Below are 14,478 nucleotides of genomic sequence, written 5' to 3'. Positions count from 1 at the left end.
CGGTGTGGGTGGGAGATGCGGGGCGTGTGGCTTCAGTACGCCCAGTTCAGCGTCACCGAGGCGCTGCGCGGCTCGCCGTAGTAGTTCTGGTCCCAGAGCAGGCTGTTGAGGTACTTCTCGTCGCTGGTGTTGCGCAGGTTGGCCGTCAGGCTCCAGTGCTTGCTGAAGCGGTAGCGCGCCATCAGGTCCAGCAGGGCGTAGGCGTCCTGGGTCGAGGTGATGCCGCCGCCCTGGTCGCGCGAGATCGCGCTCTGCCATTTCAGGCTGGCCCCGAGTTCGAGGCCGGGCACGGCATCGATGGCGACCATGGTCGACAGTCGCAGGGTCTGGCGCGGCACGAAGGTGCGCACGTTCTGGCCGTCCTCGCCCTTGATGCGGTTCTGCGCGTAGCCGGCGCTGAGCTGCCAGCCGGGGGCCACGGTGCCGGCGATCTCGGCCTCGAAGCCACGGGCGGTGGCGTCGACCCCGCGGTAGTAGGAGATGCCGTTGGCAAAGCCGGCGTACTCGGCGGTGTTGTCCTGCTGGGTGCGGAAGATGGCGAGGCCGCCGTTCAGGCGCTTGTCGGTCGACTCGAATTTCAGGCCCAGTTCGCCGGTGCGGCCCTCGACCGGGTCGAGCACGGCGCCGCTGGCGTCCAGCTCGATCTGCGGGTTGAAGATGCTGGCGACGCTGCCATAGAGCGAGACATTCGGATGGACGTCGTAGACCAGACCGGCGAAGGGCAGCGTCTTGCTGGCGCGGTAGTGGTGGTCGACGCCGTACTGCACGCCCGCGCTGCTGGCGCGCGTGGCGTTCAGGCCGGCGATCAGCTTGAGGCTGTCGGTGAAGCTGAACTTGCCGGCGCTGTAGACCGTGCGGCGCTTGTCGATGCGGTGGCCGAAGGCGGAGACGCCCTGATCGAAGTCGGGCATCGCGAAGCTGCCGTCCAGCACCTGCTGCAGCGTCAGCGCCTGGCCCAGGTCGTCGTAGCTGGAGGCCATGTCGACCTTGTTGCGGCCGGCCGAGGCGCCGAACACCGCTTCGTGCCGGCGGCCGCCGAGATCAAACGGCCCCCGGACCTGCACGTCGGCGATGGTCTGGCGCTCCTGGTGGTCGTAGGTGGAGGGCCAGCTGAACAGACCGGCGCCGGTCGCGCGGTCGGGCGTGCCGTAGATGTAGAGCATGACGGTGTCCGAGCGGATGCGGCGCTGGTTGAGCGTGGCCTTGGCGCTCCAGCCGCCGCCCAGGTCGTGCAGCAGCTCGGCGAAGCTGCGGCCGTCGTTGGTGTCCCAGCGCGCCCAGGCGGGCGCGGAGCTGGCCGAGCGGTCGTAGTCGATGGCCGAGCCGTCGCTGTAGTACAGCGGCAGCGCGCCCCACATCAGGCCCTGGGGCCGGTTGTTCTGCTGGGCGTGGCCCAGGGTCAACACGGTGGACGGGCCCAGGTCGGCCTCGATCACCCCCGAGGCCACCTGCTTGCGGGCCTGGTAGCGGTCGAGGTAGGAGTTCTTGTCCTCATCGGCCACGATCACGCGGCCGCGCAGGCTGCCGCTGGCGTTCAGCGGGCCGGCCACATCGGCGTCGACCCGGCGCAGGTTCCACGAGCCCAGGGTCAGGCCGGCGCTGGCCTGCAGCTTCGCGGTCGGGCGCTTGCGCACGAAGTTGACCGTGGCCGAGGGGTTGCCGGTGGAAGAGAGCAGGCCGTTGGCGCCGCGCAGCACCTCGACGCGGTCGTAGATCGCGGTGTCCATGTCGCCGTTGAGCAGGCCCGAGGCGAAGGGCAGACCGATGCCGTCTTCCTGGAAGTTGGTGATGTCGAAGCCGCGGGCGGAAAAGTAGGTGCGGTCGGTCTCGACCTTCTCGACCTGCACGCCGGTGACCCCGGACAGCAGGGTGCGCACCTCGTTGAGGCCGAAGGCCTGCATCTGGGCCTGCGAGGTCACGCTGACGGACTGGGGCGTCTCGCGCAGGCGCAGGTCCAGGCCAGTGGCCGAGCTGGACACCGATGCGCCGAAGGCTGGCGACTGTTCGGTAGGTGCGGCGCTGGCGCTGTCGCGCACGACCACCGTGCCCAGCGTGGGCTCAGGCGCGGCAGGTGCCGTCTGGGCCAGGGCGGACGGGGCCAGTCCGAACAGGACCGAACTGGCGAAGGCGATGCGGGAAGCGAGGGCGAGCGGGCTGAGCGCTGCCGGGGCAGACAGGTGGGTGTTCATGGGTCAAGAGACAGCAGTTCCGTCGTACGACGGGGGTCATTGGCTGGCTCTTGACGGCGCGCGGCGGGAGGCGCGCCCGTGGCTGGCTGGTCTTAAATGATAACCATTATCAATAAATGCTTCAAGACGTTGCCCTCGCCGCCCGTCCGCAGACCGGGCACTGCCGCGTCAGGCCACTGCCCGCACCTGGACCTTGGTGAACAGCCGCCGCACGTCGTCCGGCCGTGCGAGCCCGGTGCCGGCGGTCAGCAGTGCGGCCGAGCCGGCGGCCACGCCCCATGCGAAGGCCTGATCCATCGGCATGCCGTGCTGCCAGGCCCAGACCAGACCGGCGACGAAGCTGTCGCCCGCGCCCACCGCGCTGGCCACCGGCATGTCCAGTGGCGGTGCGAACCACATCGCCTCGCGCGTGACCAGCAGCGCGCCCAGGTGGCCCAGGGTCAGCGCCACGATCTCGCTCCTGCCGTCCAGCACCAGCTGGCGCGCCGCGGCCTGCCACTGCCCCGGCGTCTCCAGCGTCTGGCCGCTGAGTTCGGCCAGCTCCTTGAGGTTGGGCTTGAACAGGAACACACCCTCGGCCAGCGCCGCCGCCAGCGCCGGCCCGGAGGCGTCGAGCACCAGCCTGGCGCCGCGCTGGTGGCACAGGCGCGCGACGCGGGCGTAGAAGTCGGCGGGCACGCCCGGCGGCAGGCTGCCGCTGGCGACCACCAGGTCAGGGAAGTCGCTCAGGCTTTCGAGGTGCTGCAGGCAGGCCATCCATTCGGCCTCGCTCAGGTGCGGGCCGGGCATGACGAAGCGGAACTCGGCGCCGGTGCTGTGCTCGTGCACGGTGAAGCTCACGCGGGTTTCGTCGGCAATGGGCAGGAACACGCTGTCCAGCCCCTCGTCGCGCATGCGCTTTTCCAGCCACTGGCCCGGGGAGCCGCCGGTGGGGCACAGCGCCACGCAGCGCCCGCCCAGGCGCGTGAGCACGCGCGCCACGTTGACACCGCCACCGCCCGCGTCGTGCAGCGTGTCGCCGCAGCGCAGCTTGTGCGTGGGCACGACGGATTCGGTCTCGGTCGCGAGGTCGACCGAGGGGTTCATGGTCAGGCAGAGGATGCGGGGCGGGGTGTTCATGCGGCGGTTGTACCGCATGCGCCGCCCGGCGGCTTTGCCCGGCCTCAACGGATGTGTTTGGCCCGCTTGGCGAGAAAGGCCTGCGCCACGGTCATGCCGCGCCGGCCGGGGCGCACCACGATGTCCTGTCCGGCCTGCACCGTGCCCGGCTGCGCCACGGCCAGGTACCAGCCGCAGTTGCAGGCGTCCACCATGAGGCGCCCTGCGTCGGGCAGACCGGCTACGGCATTGAACTTCGAGCAGGGTTCGCGCGGCGCGGTGACGCGCAGCACCAGATCGCCGATGACCCATTCGTCGCCGATCCACACCTCGCTCTCGCGCAGGCCTTCCACACTCAGGTTCTCGCCGACGAAACCGAACGGCAGCGGCTCGTCGAACATCGACACGCCGCGTTCGCGCCGCAGGCGCTGCCAGGTCGGCAGGTGTTCCACCGGGTAGGCGTAGACCGCCTTGTCCAGGCCGCCGTGGTAGGCCGGGTCGGCCTGTTCGTCGCCGGCCAGGCCCAGCGGTCCGACCGCCACCGCGCCGCCCACCGGTGTCTTGCCGATGGCCGACAGCACGCGCCGCTCACCCACCCTCAGGGGGCGGACCACGCCGGTCTGGACGCTGACGATCCGCGCCACCTCAGCCGCGCATCAGCGCTTCGATCTCGTCGGCCTTGACCGGCACGTCGCGCGTGATCAGCTCGCAGCCGCTCTCGGTGACGATGGCGTCGTCCTCGATGCGGATGCCGATGTTCCAGAACTGCTCGGGCACGCCTTCGCCCGGGCGCACGTACAGGCCGGGCTCGATGGTCAGCGCCATGCCAGGGCGCAGGATGCGGCTGGGGCGGTCCTTGATGACCTCGCCCGACAGCGGGTCCTTGCGCTCGTTCACCGTGCCCACTTCCGACGGTTCGACGTAGCTCCCGCAGTCGTGCACGTCCATGCCCAGCCAGTGGCCGGTGCGGTGCATGTAGAACGGGAAGTAACTGCGGTTGGCGATCACGTCCTGTGCGCTGCCGACCTTGTTCTTGTCCAGCAGGCCCACGTCGAGCAGGCCCTGCGCCAGCACGGCCACCGTGGCTTCGTGCGGGTCGGTGAAGCGGTTGCCGGGTTTCGTCGCGGCCACGGCCGCGTCCTGCGAGGCCAGCACCAGGTCGTAGAGCGTGCGCTGCGGGCCGGTGAACTTGCCGTTCGCGGGGAAGGTGCGCGTGATGTCGCTGGCGTAGCCGTCGAGCTCGCAACCGGCGTCGATCAGCACCAGCTCGCCGTCGCGGATGGGCGCGGCGTCGGCGCGGTAGTGCAGCACGCAGGCGTTGGCCCCGGCGGCGACGATGCTGCCGTAGGCCGGGTACTGCGAGCCGTGCTGGCGGAACTCGTGCAGCAGCTCGGCGTCCAGGTGGTACTCGCGCACGTCCTGCCCGGCGCGCAGCATGGCGGCGCTCCTCTGCATGGCGCGAATGTGGGCGCGTGCGCTGATCTGCGCCGCGCGCCGCATCACGGCCTGCTCGTGCGCGTCCTTGATCAGGCGCATCTCGTCCAGCGGGCCGCACAGGTCGCGCTGCTGTTCGGGGCACAGCGCGCCGTAGCGCACGCGGGCGCGCACGGGTTCGAGCCAGCCGTTGATGCGGCCGTCCAGCCCCTTGTGGGTGGCGAACGGGTACCAGACCACGCTGCGGTTTTCCAGAAGCTTCGGCAGGCGCTGGTCCAGCTCGGTCACGGGGAAGGCGGCTTGCACGCCCAGCGCGTCGGGCGCGGCGGCCGGGCCCAGGCGGATGCCGTCCCAGATCTCGCGCTCGGCGTCTTTGGGGTTGCAGAACAGCGTGGCCTCGCCCTCGGCGGTTAGCACCAGCCAGGCGTTGGGCTCGGTGAAGCCGGTCAGGTAGTAGAAGTAGCTGTCGTGCCGGAACAAGAAGTCGCTGTCGCGGTTGCGCTGCTGCTCGGGCGCGGTGGGCACGATGGCGATGCCGCCGGGGGTCAGCTGCGCGGCCAGGCGGGCGCGGCGCTGTGCGTAGAGGGTGAATGAGGTCTGGGCGTCCATCGCCGCATTGTGCGGCTTTTGTTTGCTCGCGCGCGGCGCAGGGTCAGCGGTTCAGCTCATCGAGGCGCTCGGGCGTGCCCACGTCGGTCCAGGGCCCGGTGTAGAGCTCGGCACCCACGCGCCCGGCGTCCATGGCCTTGCGCAGCAGCGGCGCCAGCGGCTCGGCTGTGCCCTGCGGGTTGCCCGGGACGGTGTCGCTCCAGGGCGACTCGAACAGCTCGCGGCGGTACAGGCCGATGGTGCTGTAGGTGAAGCGCTCGCCGTCGGCGGTGTTCAGCGCGCGGCCGTCGGGCGACAGACCGAAATCGCCCCGGGGGTTGTGCGGCGGGTTGGGCACCAGCCAGAGATGGGCCAGCCGGTCGCTGTCCACGAAGCGGTCCACGCTGTCCTGGCTGAAGACGAAGTCGGGTGCGTACACGTCGCCCGCCAGCACCCAGAACACCTCACCCAGCAAGGGCAGCGCGCGCGAGATGCCGCCTGCGGTCTCCAGGGCGTAGCCGAAGTCCTGTCCTTCGTGGGAGAACCGCAATTCGGCACCGGGGTGCTGCTGCGGCCAGTCGGCGAAATGCGCCGCGATCTGCTCGCCCAGCCAGGCGGTGTTGATCACCAGCCGGTCAAAGCCGCCCCGCGACAGCGCTTCCATGGCCCACTGCATCAGCGGCTGGCCGCGCAGCGGCAGCAGGGGCTTGGGGGTGGTGTCGGTCAACGGCCGCATGCGCATGCCCCGGCCGGCGGCCAGGATCATGGCGGGAATGGGCGTGTGGAGGGTGGAGGCCATGGTGGGTGCGCGTTCGATGAACCGCCGCGCGCATTATGGTCCGCCGACGGGGGCCGATAAAATCCCTGGTTTTGGCCCGCGCCGACCCCTTCTCTCCTCCCCTCCCCCGCACCATGTCCGACGCCACCCCCAGCACCGCCCCCGCCCCCGTCTCTACCGTGAGCGCCCAGACCCAGGCCAACGCCATCCGCGCGCTCGCCATGGACGCGGTGCAGGCCGCCAACTCCGGCCACCCCGGCGCCCCCATGGGCATGGCCGACATGGCTGTCGCGCTGTGGGGCCGCCACCTGCGCCACAACCCGGCCAACCCGGCCTGGGCCAACCGCGACCGCTTCGTGCTGTCCAACGGCCACGGCTCCATGCTGATCTACGCGGTGCTGCACCTGACGGGCTACAAGCTGCCCATCGGCGAACTCAAGAACTTCCGCCAGCTGGGCAGCAAGACCGCCGGCCACCCCGAAGTTGGCCACACGCCCGGCGTCGAGACGACCACCGGCCCGCTGGGCCAAGGCATCACCAATGCGGTGGGCATGGCGCTGGCCGAGAAGCTGCTGGCGTCCGAGTTCAACCGCGAAGGCCACGCCATCGTCGACCACCACACCTACGTGTTCCTGGGCGACGGCTGCCTGATGGAAGGCATCAGCCACGAGGCCGTGGCCCTGGCCGGCGCCTGGAAGCTGAACAAGCTGGTCGCCCTGTACGACGACAACGGGATCTCCATCGACGGCCAGGTCGCACCCTGGTTCATCGACGACACGCCCAAGCGTTTTGAAGCCTGCGGCTGGAACGTGATCCGCGCCGTCGACGGCCACGACGCCGACGCTGTGAGCGCCGCCATCGCCGCCGCCAAGAACAGCGCCGACAAGCCGACGCTGATCTGCTGCAAGACCAGCATCGGCAAGGGCAGCCCGAACCGCGCCAACACCGCCAAGGCCCACGGCGAGCCGCTGGGCGCCGAAGAAATCAAGCTCACCCGCGAAGCGCTGGGCTGGAGCCACGAGCCCTTCAAGATCCCCAAGGACGTGTACGCCGCCTGGGACGCCAAGGAGGCTGGCAAGGCCTTTGAGGCCGCCTGGAACGAACAGTTCGCCGCCTACAAGGCCGCCTTCCCCGAGCTGGCCAAGGAGTTCACTCGCCGTATGAAGGGCGAGCTGCCCAAGTCCTTCAACCAGGTCGCTGTCAACGCCGCCGTCGAAGCCCACACCAAGGCCGAGACCGTGGCCAGCCGCAAGGCCAGCCAGATCGCGCTGGAGCACTTCACCGCGGCTCTGCCCGAGCTGCTGGGCGGTTCGGCCGACCTGACCGGCTCCAACCTGACCAACACCAAGTCCACACCCAACCTGCGCTTCGACCTGGCCGGCAACGTCGTGAAGAACGAGGCCGGTGTGGGCGGCCGCCACATCAACTACGGCGTGCGCGAGTTCGGCATGGCCGCGATCATGAACGGCGTTGCCCTGCACGGTGGCTTCATCCCCTACGGCGGTACCTTCCTGACCTTCAGCGACTACAGCCGCAACGCCATCCGCATGGCCGCGCTGATGAAGCAGCGCGTGGTCCACGTGTTCACGCACGACTCCATCGGTCTGGGTGAAGACGGCCCGACGCACCAGTCCATCGAACACGTCGCCAGCCTGCGCCTGATCCCGGGCCTGGACGTCTGGCGCCCGGCCGACACGGCCGAAACCGCCGTGGCCTGGGCCGTGGCCCTGCAGACCGCCAACCGCCCCAGCGCCCTGTGCCTGTCGCGCCAGAACCTGCCGTACGCACCCAAGGCCGACCTGGCCGACATCAGCAAGGGCGGCTACGTGCTGTCCGAGCCGGCCGACGTGGGCCTGAAGAAGAAGGCCCAGGCCGTGATCATCGCCACCGGCTCCGAAGTGCAGCTGGCGCTCAAGGCGCAGGAAGCCCTGGCCAAGGAACACAAGATCGCCGTGCGCGTGGTCTCGGTGCCCAGCACCAGTGTGTTCGACCGCCAGAGCGCCGATTACAAGGCCGCCGTGCTGCCCAAGGGGCTGCCGCGCGTCGCCGTCGAGATGGGTGCCACCGACGGCTGGTGGAAGTACGGCGTGTCGGCCGTGGTCGGCATCGACACCTACGGCGAATCGGCCCCGGCGCCGGTGCTGTTCAAGCACTTCGGCTTCACCCCCGAGAACGTGGCCGACACGGTGCGCGCCGTGCTCGCCAAATAAGGTTTTCCTTTCTTTTTTTCATCCATCACAGGAGCTGAGGACATGGCTATCAAAGTCGGTATCAACGGTTTCGGCCGCATCGGTCGCAACGTGCTGCGCAGCGCGATCCAGAACTTCCCGGACATCGAGATCGTGGCCATCAACGATCTGCTCGAGCCCGACTACCTGGCCTACATGCTCCAGTACGACAGCGTGCACGGCCGCTTCAAGGGCACCGTCAAGGTCGAAGGCGGCAACATCGTCGTCAACGGCAAGACCATCCGCCTGACGCAAGAGCGTGACCCCGCCAACCTGAAGTGGGCCGACGTCGGTGCCGACGTGGTCATTGAATCCACCGGCCTGTTCCTGGACAAGGTCACTGCCCAGAAGCACCTGGACGCGGGCGCCAAGAAGGTCATCCTGTCCGCTCCCTCCAAGGACGACACCCCCATGTTCGTCTTCGGCGTGAACGACAAGACCTACGCCGGCCAGGCCATCATCTCCAACGCTTCGTGCACCACCAACTGCCTGGCCCCCGTGGCCAAGGTGCTGAACGACAAGTGGGGCATCAAGCGCGGCCTGATGACGACGGTGCACGCTGCTACCGCCACGCAAAAGACGGTGGACGGCCCGTCCAACAAGGACTGGCGCGGTGGTCGCGGCATCCTGGAAAACATCATCCCGTCCTCCACCGGCGCTGCCAAGGCCGTGGGCGTGGTGATCCCCGAGCTGAACAAGAAACTGACCGGCATGTCCTTCCGCGTGCCGACCTCCGACGTGTCGGTGGTGGACCTGACCGTTGAACTCAACAGCGAAGCCACCTACGAAGAGATCTGCGCCGAAATGAAGGCCCAGAGCGAAGGCGCGCTCAAGGGCGTGCTGGGCTACACCACCGACAAGGTCGTGGCCACCGACTTCCGCGGCGAGACCTGCACCTCGGTGTTCGACGCCGACGCCGGCATCGCGCTGGACAAGACCTTCGTGAAGGTCGTGAGCTGGTACGACAACGAGTGGGGCTACTCGAACAAGTGCCTGGAAATGGTCCGCGTCGTGAGCAAATAAGCTCCCCCCTGCGCCGCTTCGCGGCTTCCCCCCGGAGAGGGGACGCACCCTGTGGCCCGGCAAAGCCGGTTCCACGGGTGCCCTGGACTCAAAAAGCCGCTGTGGAAACAGCGGCTTTTTTCATTCGCACGGCTGGAGTTTTTTGCCAGCCAGGGACTCGCCCAGGCTCTCGATCGACGTGCGCTGCTCGTCGGTAATGGCGGGCAGGCGCAGGGTCCACGAAACGCTCTCGGGGCGCTCCAGGGCGGCGCGTGCGGTGCGCACGCCCTTCCTGGCGACGTCCTTGAGCGCCTGCTGCACCGACTCCTCGCTGGAGAAAGTGCCCAGCGCCAGGCCCGGCCCGGCCGACGGCAGGTTGACCTCGCGGAACTCGATCTTGAGCTCGCGCAACTCGCCCTTCTTCTTCGCCATCTGCTCGTCGTTGTAGCGGCCCATGTAGACGATCCAGCGGCCGGAGGACTTGGCCTCGCTGAACTGCCAGAGCGCTTCGTTCAGGCCGGTGCTGACCAGCGCGGCGCGCAGCGCGTCGGCCTGAGGCGCCGTGAAGCCGCTGGCCTGCCAGCAGGACGTGGCGGGCGCGACTTCCGGCGAGCCGGTGGGGGCGGCGTCGGTGGCCTGCGCCACGTCTTCCGCTTCTGCGCGAGGGCCATTGAGCAGGCGCAGCGTGCCCGGTTCGATCTGCGCGTTCAGCCGTTCCGGTTCGCTCTGCTGGACGGGCGCCAGGCCCAGCCCCGCCAGGAAACCCTGGGTCCAGGCGAAGTAGACCGCGTTGGCCAGCAGCAGGGCGATGGCGACGAGTCTCAGCATGGGCGCACGCTCACTTCCGCGCTGTGCACGGTGCGCAGCCCCTGCGCCGTCCGCACGCGCAGGGCGCCCTGCGCGTCGACACCCTCGGCGGTGCCCTCCGTGCCGTCGGTCAGCCGCACGGCGCGGCCCAGCAGGGCATCGCGCTGCGCGAAGCGGCTCGCGAACGGGGCGAATCCGTCCGCGCCGAAGCGCAGCACGTCGCGCACCAACGCCGGCGCAACCAGGGCCAGGGTCTCGCCGGCGGTCACGCCCATGCGGACCTCGGCCAGCCCCGCTGGCGGCATGGCCGCCACCGCACCGGGCGCGGCCAGCGACTGCACCGATGCGCTGTCCGGGCGCGCGATGTTGATGCCCACGCCCACGACGACGGTGCGCGGGGCCGAGGCACCGTCGCCGTTGCCCGCGGTCTCGACCAGGATGCCGCCCAGCTTGCGCTGTTGCAGCCAGAGGTCGTTGGGCCACTTCAGTTGCACGTCCGGGTGCAGGCTCTCGGCCAGGCTCACGCCCACGGCGAGCGACAGGCCCGACCAGTCGGCCGGCGCCAGCGGCAGCGCCAGCGAGAAGGTCAGCGACTGACCCGCCCGGCTGTGCCAGCCCTTGCCCATGCGGCCCCGGCCAGCCGTCTGTTCCTCGGCCGCCAGCAGCACCGGCTCCACCAGCCCGTCGCGGGCGCGGCGCATCAGTTCGCTGCTGGTCGAGTCGATGCGGGGCAGCACCTCGACGGTGAAGGTCGGCAGGTCGGCGACGACCGACTGCCAGACGGATTCGGCGTGGGCGAGCAGGTCGGTCATCCGAGCTTCGTGGCGCGGCCGCCGCGTTTGGGGGCCAGCAGCGTGCCGCGGCAGTTTTTCGAGCCGCACCAGCAGGGGTACTGCTTCTTGAGGGCTGGCGTGTAGGGCTCGTCGATCACCAGGCCGTAGTCGTAGAACAGCTCATCGCCGGCCTTGATGTTGCGCTTGGCGCGGATGAAGACCCGGCCCTCGTCGGTCTCGGCCTCGCAGTTGGGGTCGCAGCTGTGGTTGATCCAGCGTGAGGAGTTGCCGCCGTACTTGGCGTCGATGACGTGGTCCTCGTCGATGTGGAAATAGAAGGTGTGGTTGGGGTCCTTCGGATCGTGCGGGTGGCGGCGCAGCGCCTCGTCCCAGCTGATGACCTCGCCCACGTACTCGATGACGGTTTCGCCTTCGGCCAGATCGACCAGGGCGTACACCCCCTTGCCGTGAACGCCCGAGCGGCGGGTCTGGATGCGGCGTGCGGGGGCGGTTTTCTTCACGATCGGGAATTTTGGTAAGGTTGTTTCATGCAGGTGCGCGCGTATGTGCGTGTGCGCCCCCGTGCGCGTGTACACGCGCGTGAAGCCCAAATTGTAGAGATGAACAAAACACTGGTCATTGCAGAGAAGCCGTCCGTGGCCCAGGACATCGTGCGCGCGCTCACCCCGGTGGCGGGCAAGTTCGACAAGCACGACGACCATTTCGAGAACGAGCAGTACGTCGTGACCTCCGCCGTCGGCCACCTGGTGGAGATCGCCGCGCCCGAGCAGTTCGACGTCAAGCGCGGCAAGTGGAGCTTCGCCCACCTGCCGGTGCTGCCGCCGTTCTTCGAGCTCAAGCCCATCGACAAGACCAAGTCGCGCCTGTCGGCCGTGGTCAGGCTGGCCAAGCGCAAGGACGTGGGCCGCCTGATCAACGCCTGCGACGCGGGCCGCGAGGGGGAGCTGATCTTCCGCCTGATCGAGCAGTACGCCGGCGGGCAGAAAAGCGGCCAGTACCAGGGCCTGGGCAAGCCGGTCCAGCGCCTGTGGCTGCAGTCCATGACGCCGGCCGCCATCCGCGACGGGTTTGAAAAGCTGCGCAGCGACGAGCAGATGCGCGGCCTGGCTGACGCAGCGCGCAGCCGCTCAGAAGCCGACTGGCTGGTGGGCATCAACGGCACCCGCGCCATGACCGCTTTCAACTCGCGCGACGGCGGCTTCTTCCTGACCACCGTCGGCCGGGTGCAGACGCCCACGCTGTCCATCGTGGTCGAGCGCGAAGAGCAGATCCGCGCCCACCGCAGCCGCGACTACTGGGAAATCCACGCCAGCTTCCTGGCCGAGGCCGGCGAGTACCCCGGCAAGTGGTTCGATCCCGCCTTCAAGAAGCCCACCGGCGACGACGCCGACGCCGACCTGCGCGCGGACCGCCTGTGGGACCACCGCGAGGCGCTGGCCATCGTCGAGGCGGTGCGCGGCAAGGCCGCCAGCGTCACCGAAGAGAGCAAGCCCACCACGCAGGCCAGCGGCCTGCTGTACGACCTGACCAGCCTGCAGCGTGAGGCCAACGGCCGTTTCGGCTTCTCGGCCAAGACCACGCTGCAGCTGGCGCAGAGCCTGTACGAGCGCCACAAGGCCCTGACCTACCCGCGGACCGATTCGCGCCACCTGCCCGAGGACTATCTGGGCACCGTGAAGCAGACCTTCGAGATGCTGGCCGACAGCGGCATGAAGCACCTGGCGCCGCACGCCCTGACGGCGCTCAACGGGAACTACATCAAGCCCAGCAAGCGCATCTTCGACAACAGCAAGGTCTCGGACCACTTCGCCATCATCCCGACGCTGCAGGCGCCCAGCGGCCTGAGCGAGGCCGAGCAGAAGCTCTACGACCTGGTGGTGCGCCGCTTCCTGGCGGTGTTCTTCCCCAGCGCCGAGTTCATGGTGACGACGCGCATCTCCAAGGTGCTGAACCACCACTTCAAGACCGAAGGCAAGGTGCTGGTCAAGCCGGGCTGGATGGCGGTCTACGGCAAGGAAGCGGCCGAAGACGTGGAAGGCGCGAAGGACGGCGACAAGGGTCAGAACCTGGTGCCGGTGCGCGAGGGCGAGACGGTGCGCACCGAGACCGTGGAGGCCAAAGGCCTGAAGACCAAGCCGCCGGCGCGCTATTCGGAAGCGACGCTGCTGGGCGCCATGGAAGGCGCGGGCAAGTTCATCGAGGACGACGAACTGCGCGAGGCCATGCAGGAAAAAGGCCTGGGCACGCCAGCGACGCGCGCGGCCATCATCGAAGGCCTGCTGAACGAGAAGTACATGCTGCGCGAAGGGCGCGAGATCATCCCCACCGCCAAGGCCTTCCAGCTCATGACCCTGCTGCGCGGCCTGGAGGTCGAGGAACTCTCGCGCCCCGAACTGACCGGCGAGTGGGAATACAAGCTGGCCCAGATGGAGCACGGCAAGCTCTCGCGCGCGGCCTTCATGGCCGAGATCGCCGCCATGACCGAGCGCATGGTGAAGAAGGCCAAGGAATACGACCGCGACACCGTGCCTGGCAACTACGCCACGCTCGAAGCGCCCTGCCCCAACTGCGGCGGCGTGGTGAAGGAAAACTACCGCCGCTACGCCTGCACCGGCGCCGACGGCAACAGCGAGGGCTGCGGCTTCTCGTTCACCAAGTCGCCCGCCGGCCGCACCTTCGAAGTGACCGAAGCCGAGGCCTTTGTGCGCGACAGGCACATCGGCCCGCTGGAAGGCTTCCGCTCCAAGGCCGGCTGGCCCTTCGTGGCCGAGATGACCCTCAAGTACAGCGACGAGGACAAAAACTGGAAGCTGGAGTTCGACTTCGGCGACGACAAGAACGCCGAAGAAACCGGCGAGCTGGTGGATTTTGCGGACCAGGAGGGCCTGGGCGCCTGCCCGGTCTGCGGCGCACCGGTGTTCGAGCACGGGGCCAACTATGTCTGCAGCAAGGCGGTGCCCACGGCGGCCCAGCCGACGCCCAGCTGCACGTTCAAGAGCGGCAAGGTCATCCTGCAGCAGCCGGTGGCGCGCGATCAGATGAGCAAGCTGCTGGCAACGGGCAAGACCGATCTGCTGGACAAGTTCGTCTCGATGCGCACGCGCCGCAGCTTCAAGGCCTTCCTCGCCTGGGACAAGGAGGCCGGCAAGGTGAACTTCGAGTTCGAGCCGCGCGAGAGCAAGTTCCCACCGCGCAAGACCGCCGGAGCTGCGGCCAAGGCCGCACCTGCCAAGAAGGCTGGCGCAGCCAAGAAGGCGCCGGCTGCGAAAAAGGCCGCCGCGCCCAAGGCCCCGCGCAAGACCACCGCCGCCACCGGCAAGCAGCCCAGCGCTGCGCTGGCCGCGGTGATCGGCGAAGGCGCGGTCTCGCGCCCCGAGGTGGTCAAGAAGCTGTGGGACTACATCAAGGCCCATGGCCTGCAGGACGCGGCCGACAAGCGCAAGGTCAACGCCGACGCCAAGCTGCGCCCGGTGTTCGGCAAGGACCAGGTCACGATGTTCGAGATCGCCGGCATCGTCGGCCAGCACCTGGTCGACTGATTCCATTCACCACAACACCAG

The 14,478-nt window shown here is 68.9% G+C and carries 11 protein-coding genes; 3 read left to right on the top strand and 8 right to left on the bottom strand.

All coding sequences use genetic code 11. The annotated features are described in order from the left end of the window. Positions 1–32 precede the first annotated feature (32 nt). The 5 genes from HPS01S_RS18425 to HPS01S_RS18405 all read right to left on the bottom strand — a co-directional run bounded on the left by HPS01S_RS18425 (position 33) and on the right by HPS01S_RS18405 (position 6,108). Positions 33–2,189 (bottom strand): TonB-dependent siderophore receptor, encoded by a 2,157-nt coding sequence (locus HPS01S_RS18425; protein WP_066159444.1) that lies wholly within the window; start codon positions 2,187–2,189, stop codon positions 33–35. A gap of 168 nt (positions 2,190–2,357) precedes the next feature. Next, entirely contained in the window at positions 2,358–3,308 is a 951-nt protein-coding gene (locus HPS01S_RS18420) for a 1-phosphofructokinase family hexose kinase (RefSeq protein WP_066159563.1), read from the bottom strand. 44 nt (positions 3,309–3,352) lie between these two features. Beyond that, the gene (locus tag HPS01S_RS18415) at positions 3,353–3,931 is read right to left on the bottom strand and encodes an MOSC domain-containing protein (RefSeq protein WP_066159442.1); all 579 of its coding nucleotides are present in this window, start codon (positions 3,929–3,931) and stop codon (positions 3,353–3,355) included. Position 3,932: 1 nt separating this feature from the next. Beyond that, on the bottom strand, positions 3,933–5,330 hold the full coding sequence (locus tag HPS01S_RS18410; RefSeq protein WP_066159439.1) for an aminopeptidase P N-terminal domain-containing protein: 1,398 nt from the start codon (positions 5,328–5,330) through the stop codon (positions 3,933–3,935). Between the two features lie 43 nt (positions 5,331–5,373). Beyond that, entirely contained in the window at positions 5,374–6,108 is a 735-nt protein-coding gene (locus HPS01S_RS18405; RefSeq protein WP_303741007.1) for a nucleotidyltransferase family protein, read from the bottom strand. Positions 6,109–6,221: 113 nt separating this feature from the next. Here HPS01S_RS18405 and tkt point away from each other — a divergent pair, with 113 nt between their 5' ends. Together tkt and gap are read left to right on the top strand one after the other, a co-directional pair. Further along, the gene (gene tkt / locus HPS01S_RS18400; RefSeq protein WP_066159436.1) at positions 6,222–8,297 is read left to right on the top strand and encodes a transketolase; all 2,076 of its coding nucleotides are present in this window, start codon (positions 6,222–6,224) and stop codon (positions 8,295–8,297) included. Positions 8,298–8,339: 42 nt separating this feature from the next. Next, positions 8,340–9,338 carry a type I glyceraldehyde-3-phosphate dehydrogenase gene (gene gap, locus HPS01S_RS18395; RefSeq protein ID WP_066159435.1) on the top strand — a complete coding sequence of 333 codons (999 nt, stop codon included), beginning with the start codon at positions 8,340–8,342 and terminating at the stop codon, positions 9,336–9,338. Between the two features lie 120 nt (positions 9,339–9,458). On the opposite strand, the gene HPS01S_RS18390 is transcribed toward gap, so the two are convergent. The 3 genes from HPS01S_RS18390 to HPS01S_RS18380 are packed head-to-tail and all read right to left on the bottom strand — an operon-like array spanning position 9,459 to position 11,418. Beyond that, a complete protein-coding gene (locus HPS01S_RS18390; protein ID WP_066159431.1) occupies positions 9,459–10,145 on the bottom strand; it encodes a hypothetical protein in 687 nt (228 codons plus the stop codon). Then, complete coding sequence (locus HPS01S_RS18385) at positions 10,139–10,936, bottom strand: biotin--[acetyl-CoA-carboxylase] ligase (protein ID WP_066159429.1); 798 nt, start codon at positions 10,934–10,936, stop codon at positions 10,139–10,141. Before HPS01S_RS18385 ends, HPS01S_RS18390 begins: the two co-directional genes overlap by 7 nt. Next, positions 10,933–11,418: an SET domain-containing protein gene (locus HPS01S_RS18380; RefSeq protein ID WP_241559749.1), complete on the bottom strand. Its 486-nt coding sequence runs from the start codon at positions 11,416–11,418 to the stop codon at positions 10,933–10,935. The genes HPS01S_RS18385 and HPS01S_RS18380 overlap by 4 nt, the downstream gene beginning before the upstream one ends. A 99-nt stretch (positions 11,419–11,517) precedes the next feature. Between HPS01S_RS18380 and HPS01S_RS18375 the strand changes: the two genes are divergently transcribed. After that, positions 11,518–14,457: a DNA topoisomerase III gene (locus HPS01S_RS18375; RefSeq protein WP_066159426.1), complete on the top strand. Its 2,940-nt coding sequence runs from the start codon at positions 11,518–11,520 to the stop codon at positions 14,455–14,457. The last annotated feature ends 21 nt before the right edge of the window (positions 14,458–14,478 follow it).

It is taken from the genome of Hydrogenophaga pseudoflava NBRC 102511, assembly GCF_001592285.1.
Lineage (GTDB): Bacteria > Pseudomonadota > Gammaproteobacteria > Burkholderiales > Burkholderiaceae_C > Hydrogenophaga > Hydrogenophaga pseudoflava.
Note: the sequence above shows the minus strand (reverse complement) of the source record. Positions and strands in the feature narration are given on the sequence as shown.

Coding starts and splice junctions, on each gene's coding strand:
- HPS01S_RS18425 (WP_066159444.1), bottom strand. CDS start 2,189: ATGAACACCCACCTGTCTGCCCCGGCAGCGCTCAGCCCGCTCGCCCTC.
- HPS01S_RS18375 (WP_066159426.1), top strand. CDS start 11,518: ATGAACAAAACACTGGTCATTGCAGAGAAGCCGTCCGTGGCCCAGGAC.
- HPS01S_RS18390 (WP_066159431.1), bottom strand. CDS start 10,145: ATGCTGAGACTCGTCGCCATCGCCCTGCTGCTGGCCAACGCGGTCTAC.
- HPS01S_RS18405 (WP_303741007.1), bottom strand. CDS start 6,108: ATGGCCTCCACCCTCCACACGCCCATTCCCGCCATGATCCTGGCCGCC.
- gap (WP_066159435.1), top strand. CDS start 8,340: ATGGCTATCAAAGTCGGTATCAACGGTTTCGGCCGCATCGGTCGCAAC.
- HPS01S_RS18420 (WP_066159563.1), bottom strand. CDS start 3,308: ATGAACACCCCGCCCCGCATCCTCTGCCTGACCATGAACCCCTCGGTC.
- tkt (WP_066159436.1), top strand. CDS start 6,222: ATGTCCGACGCCACCCCCAGCACCGCCCCCGCCCCCGTCTCTACCGTG.
- HPS01S_RS18385 (WP_066159429.1), bottom strand. CDS start 10,936: ATGACCGACCTGCTCGCCCACGCCGAATCCGTCTGGCAGTCGGTCGTC.
- HPS01S_RS18410 (WP_066159439.1), bottom strand. CDS start 5,330: ATGGACGCCCAGACCTCATTCACCCTCTACGCACAGCGCCGCGCCCGC.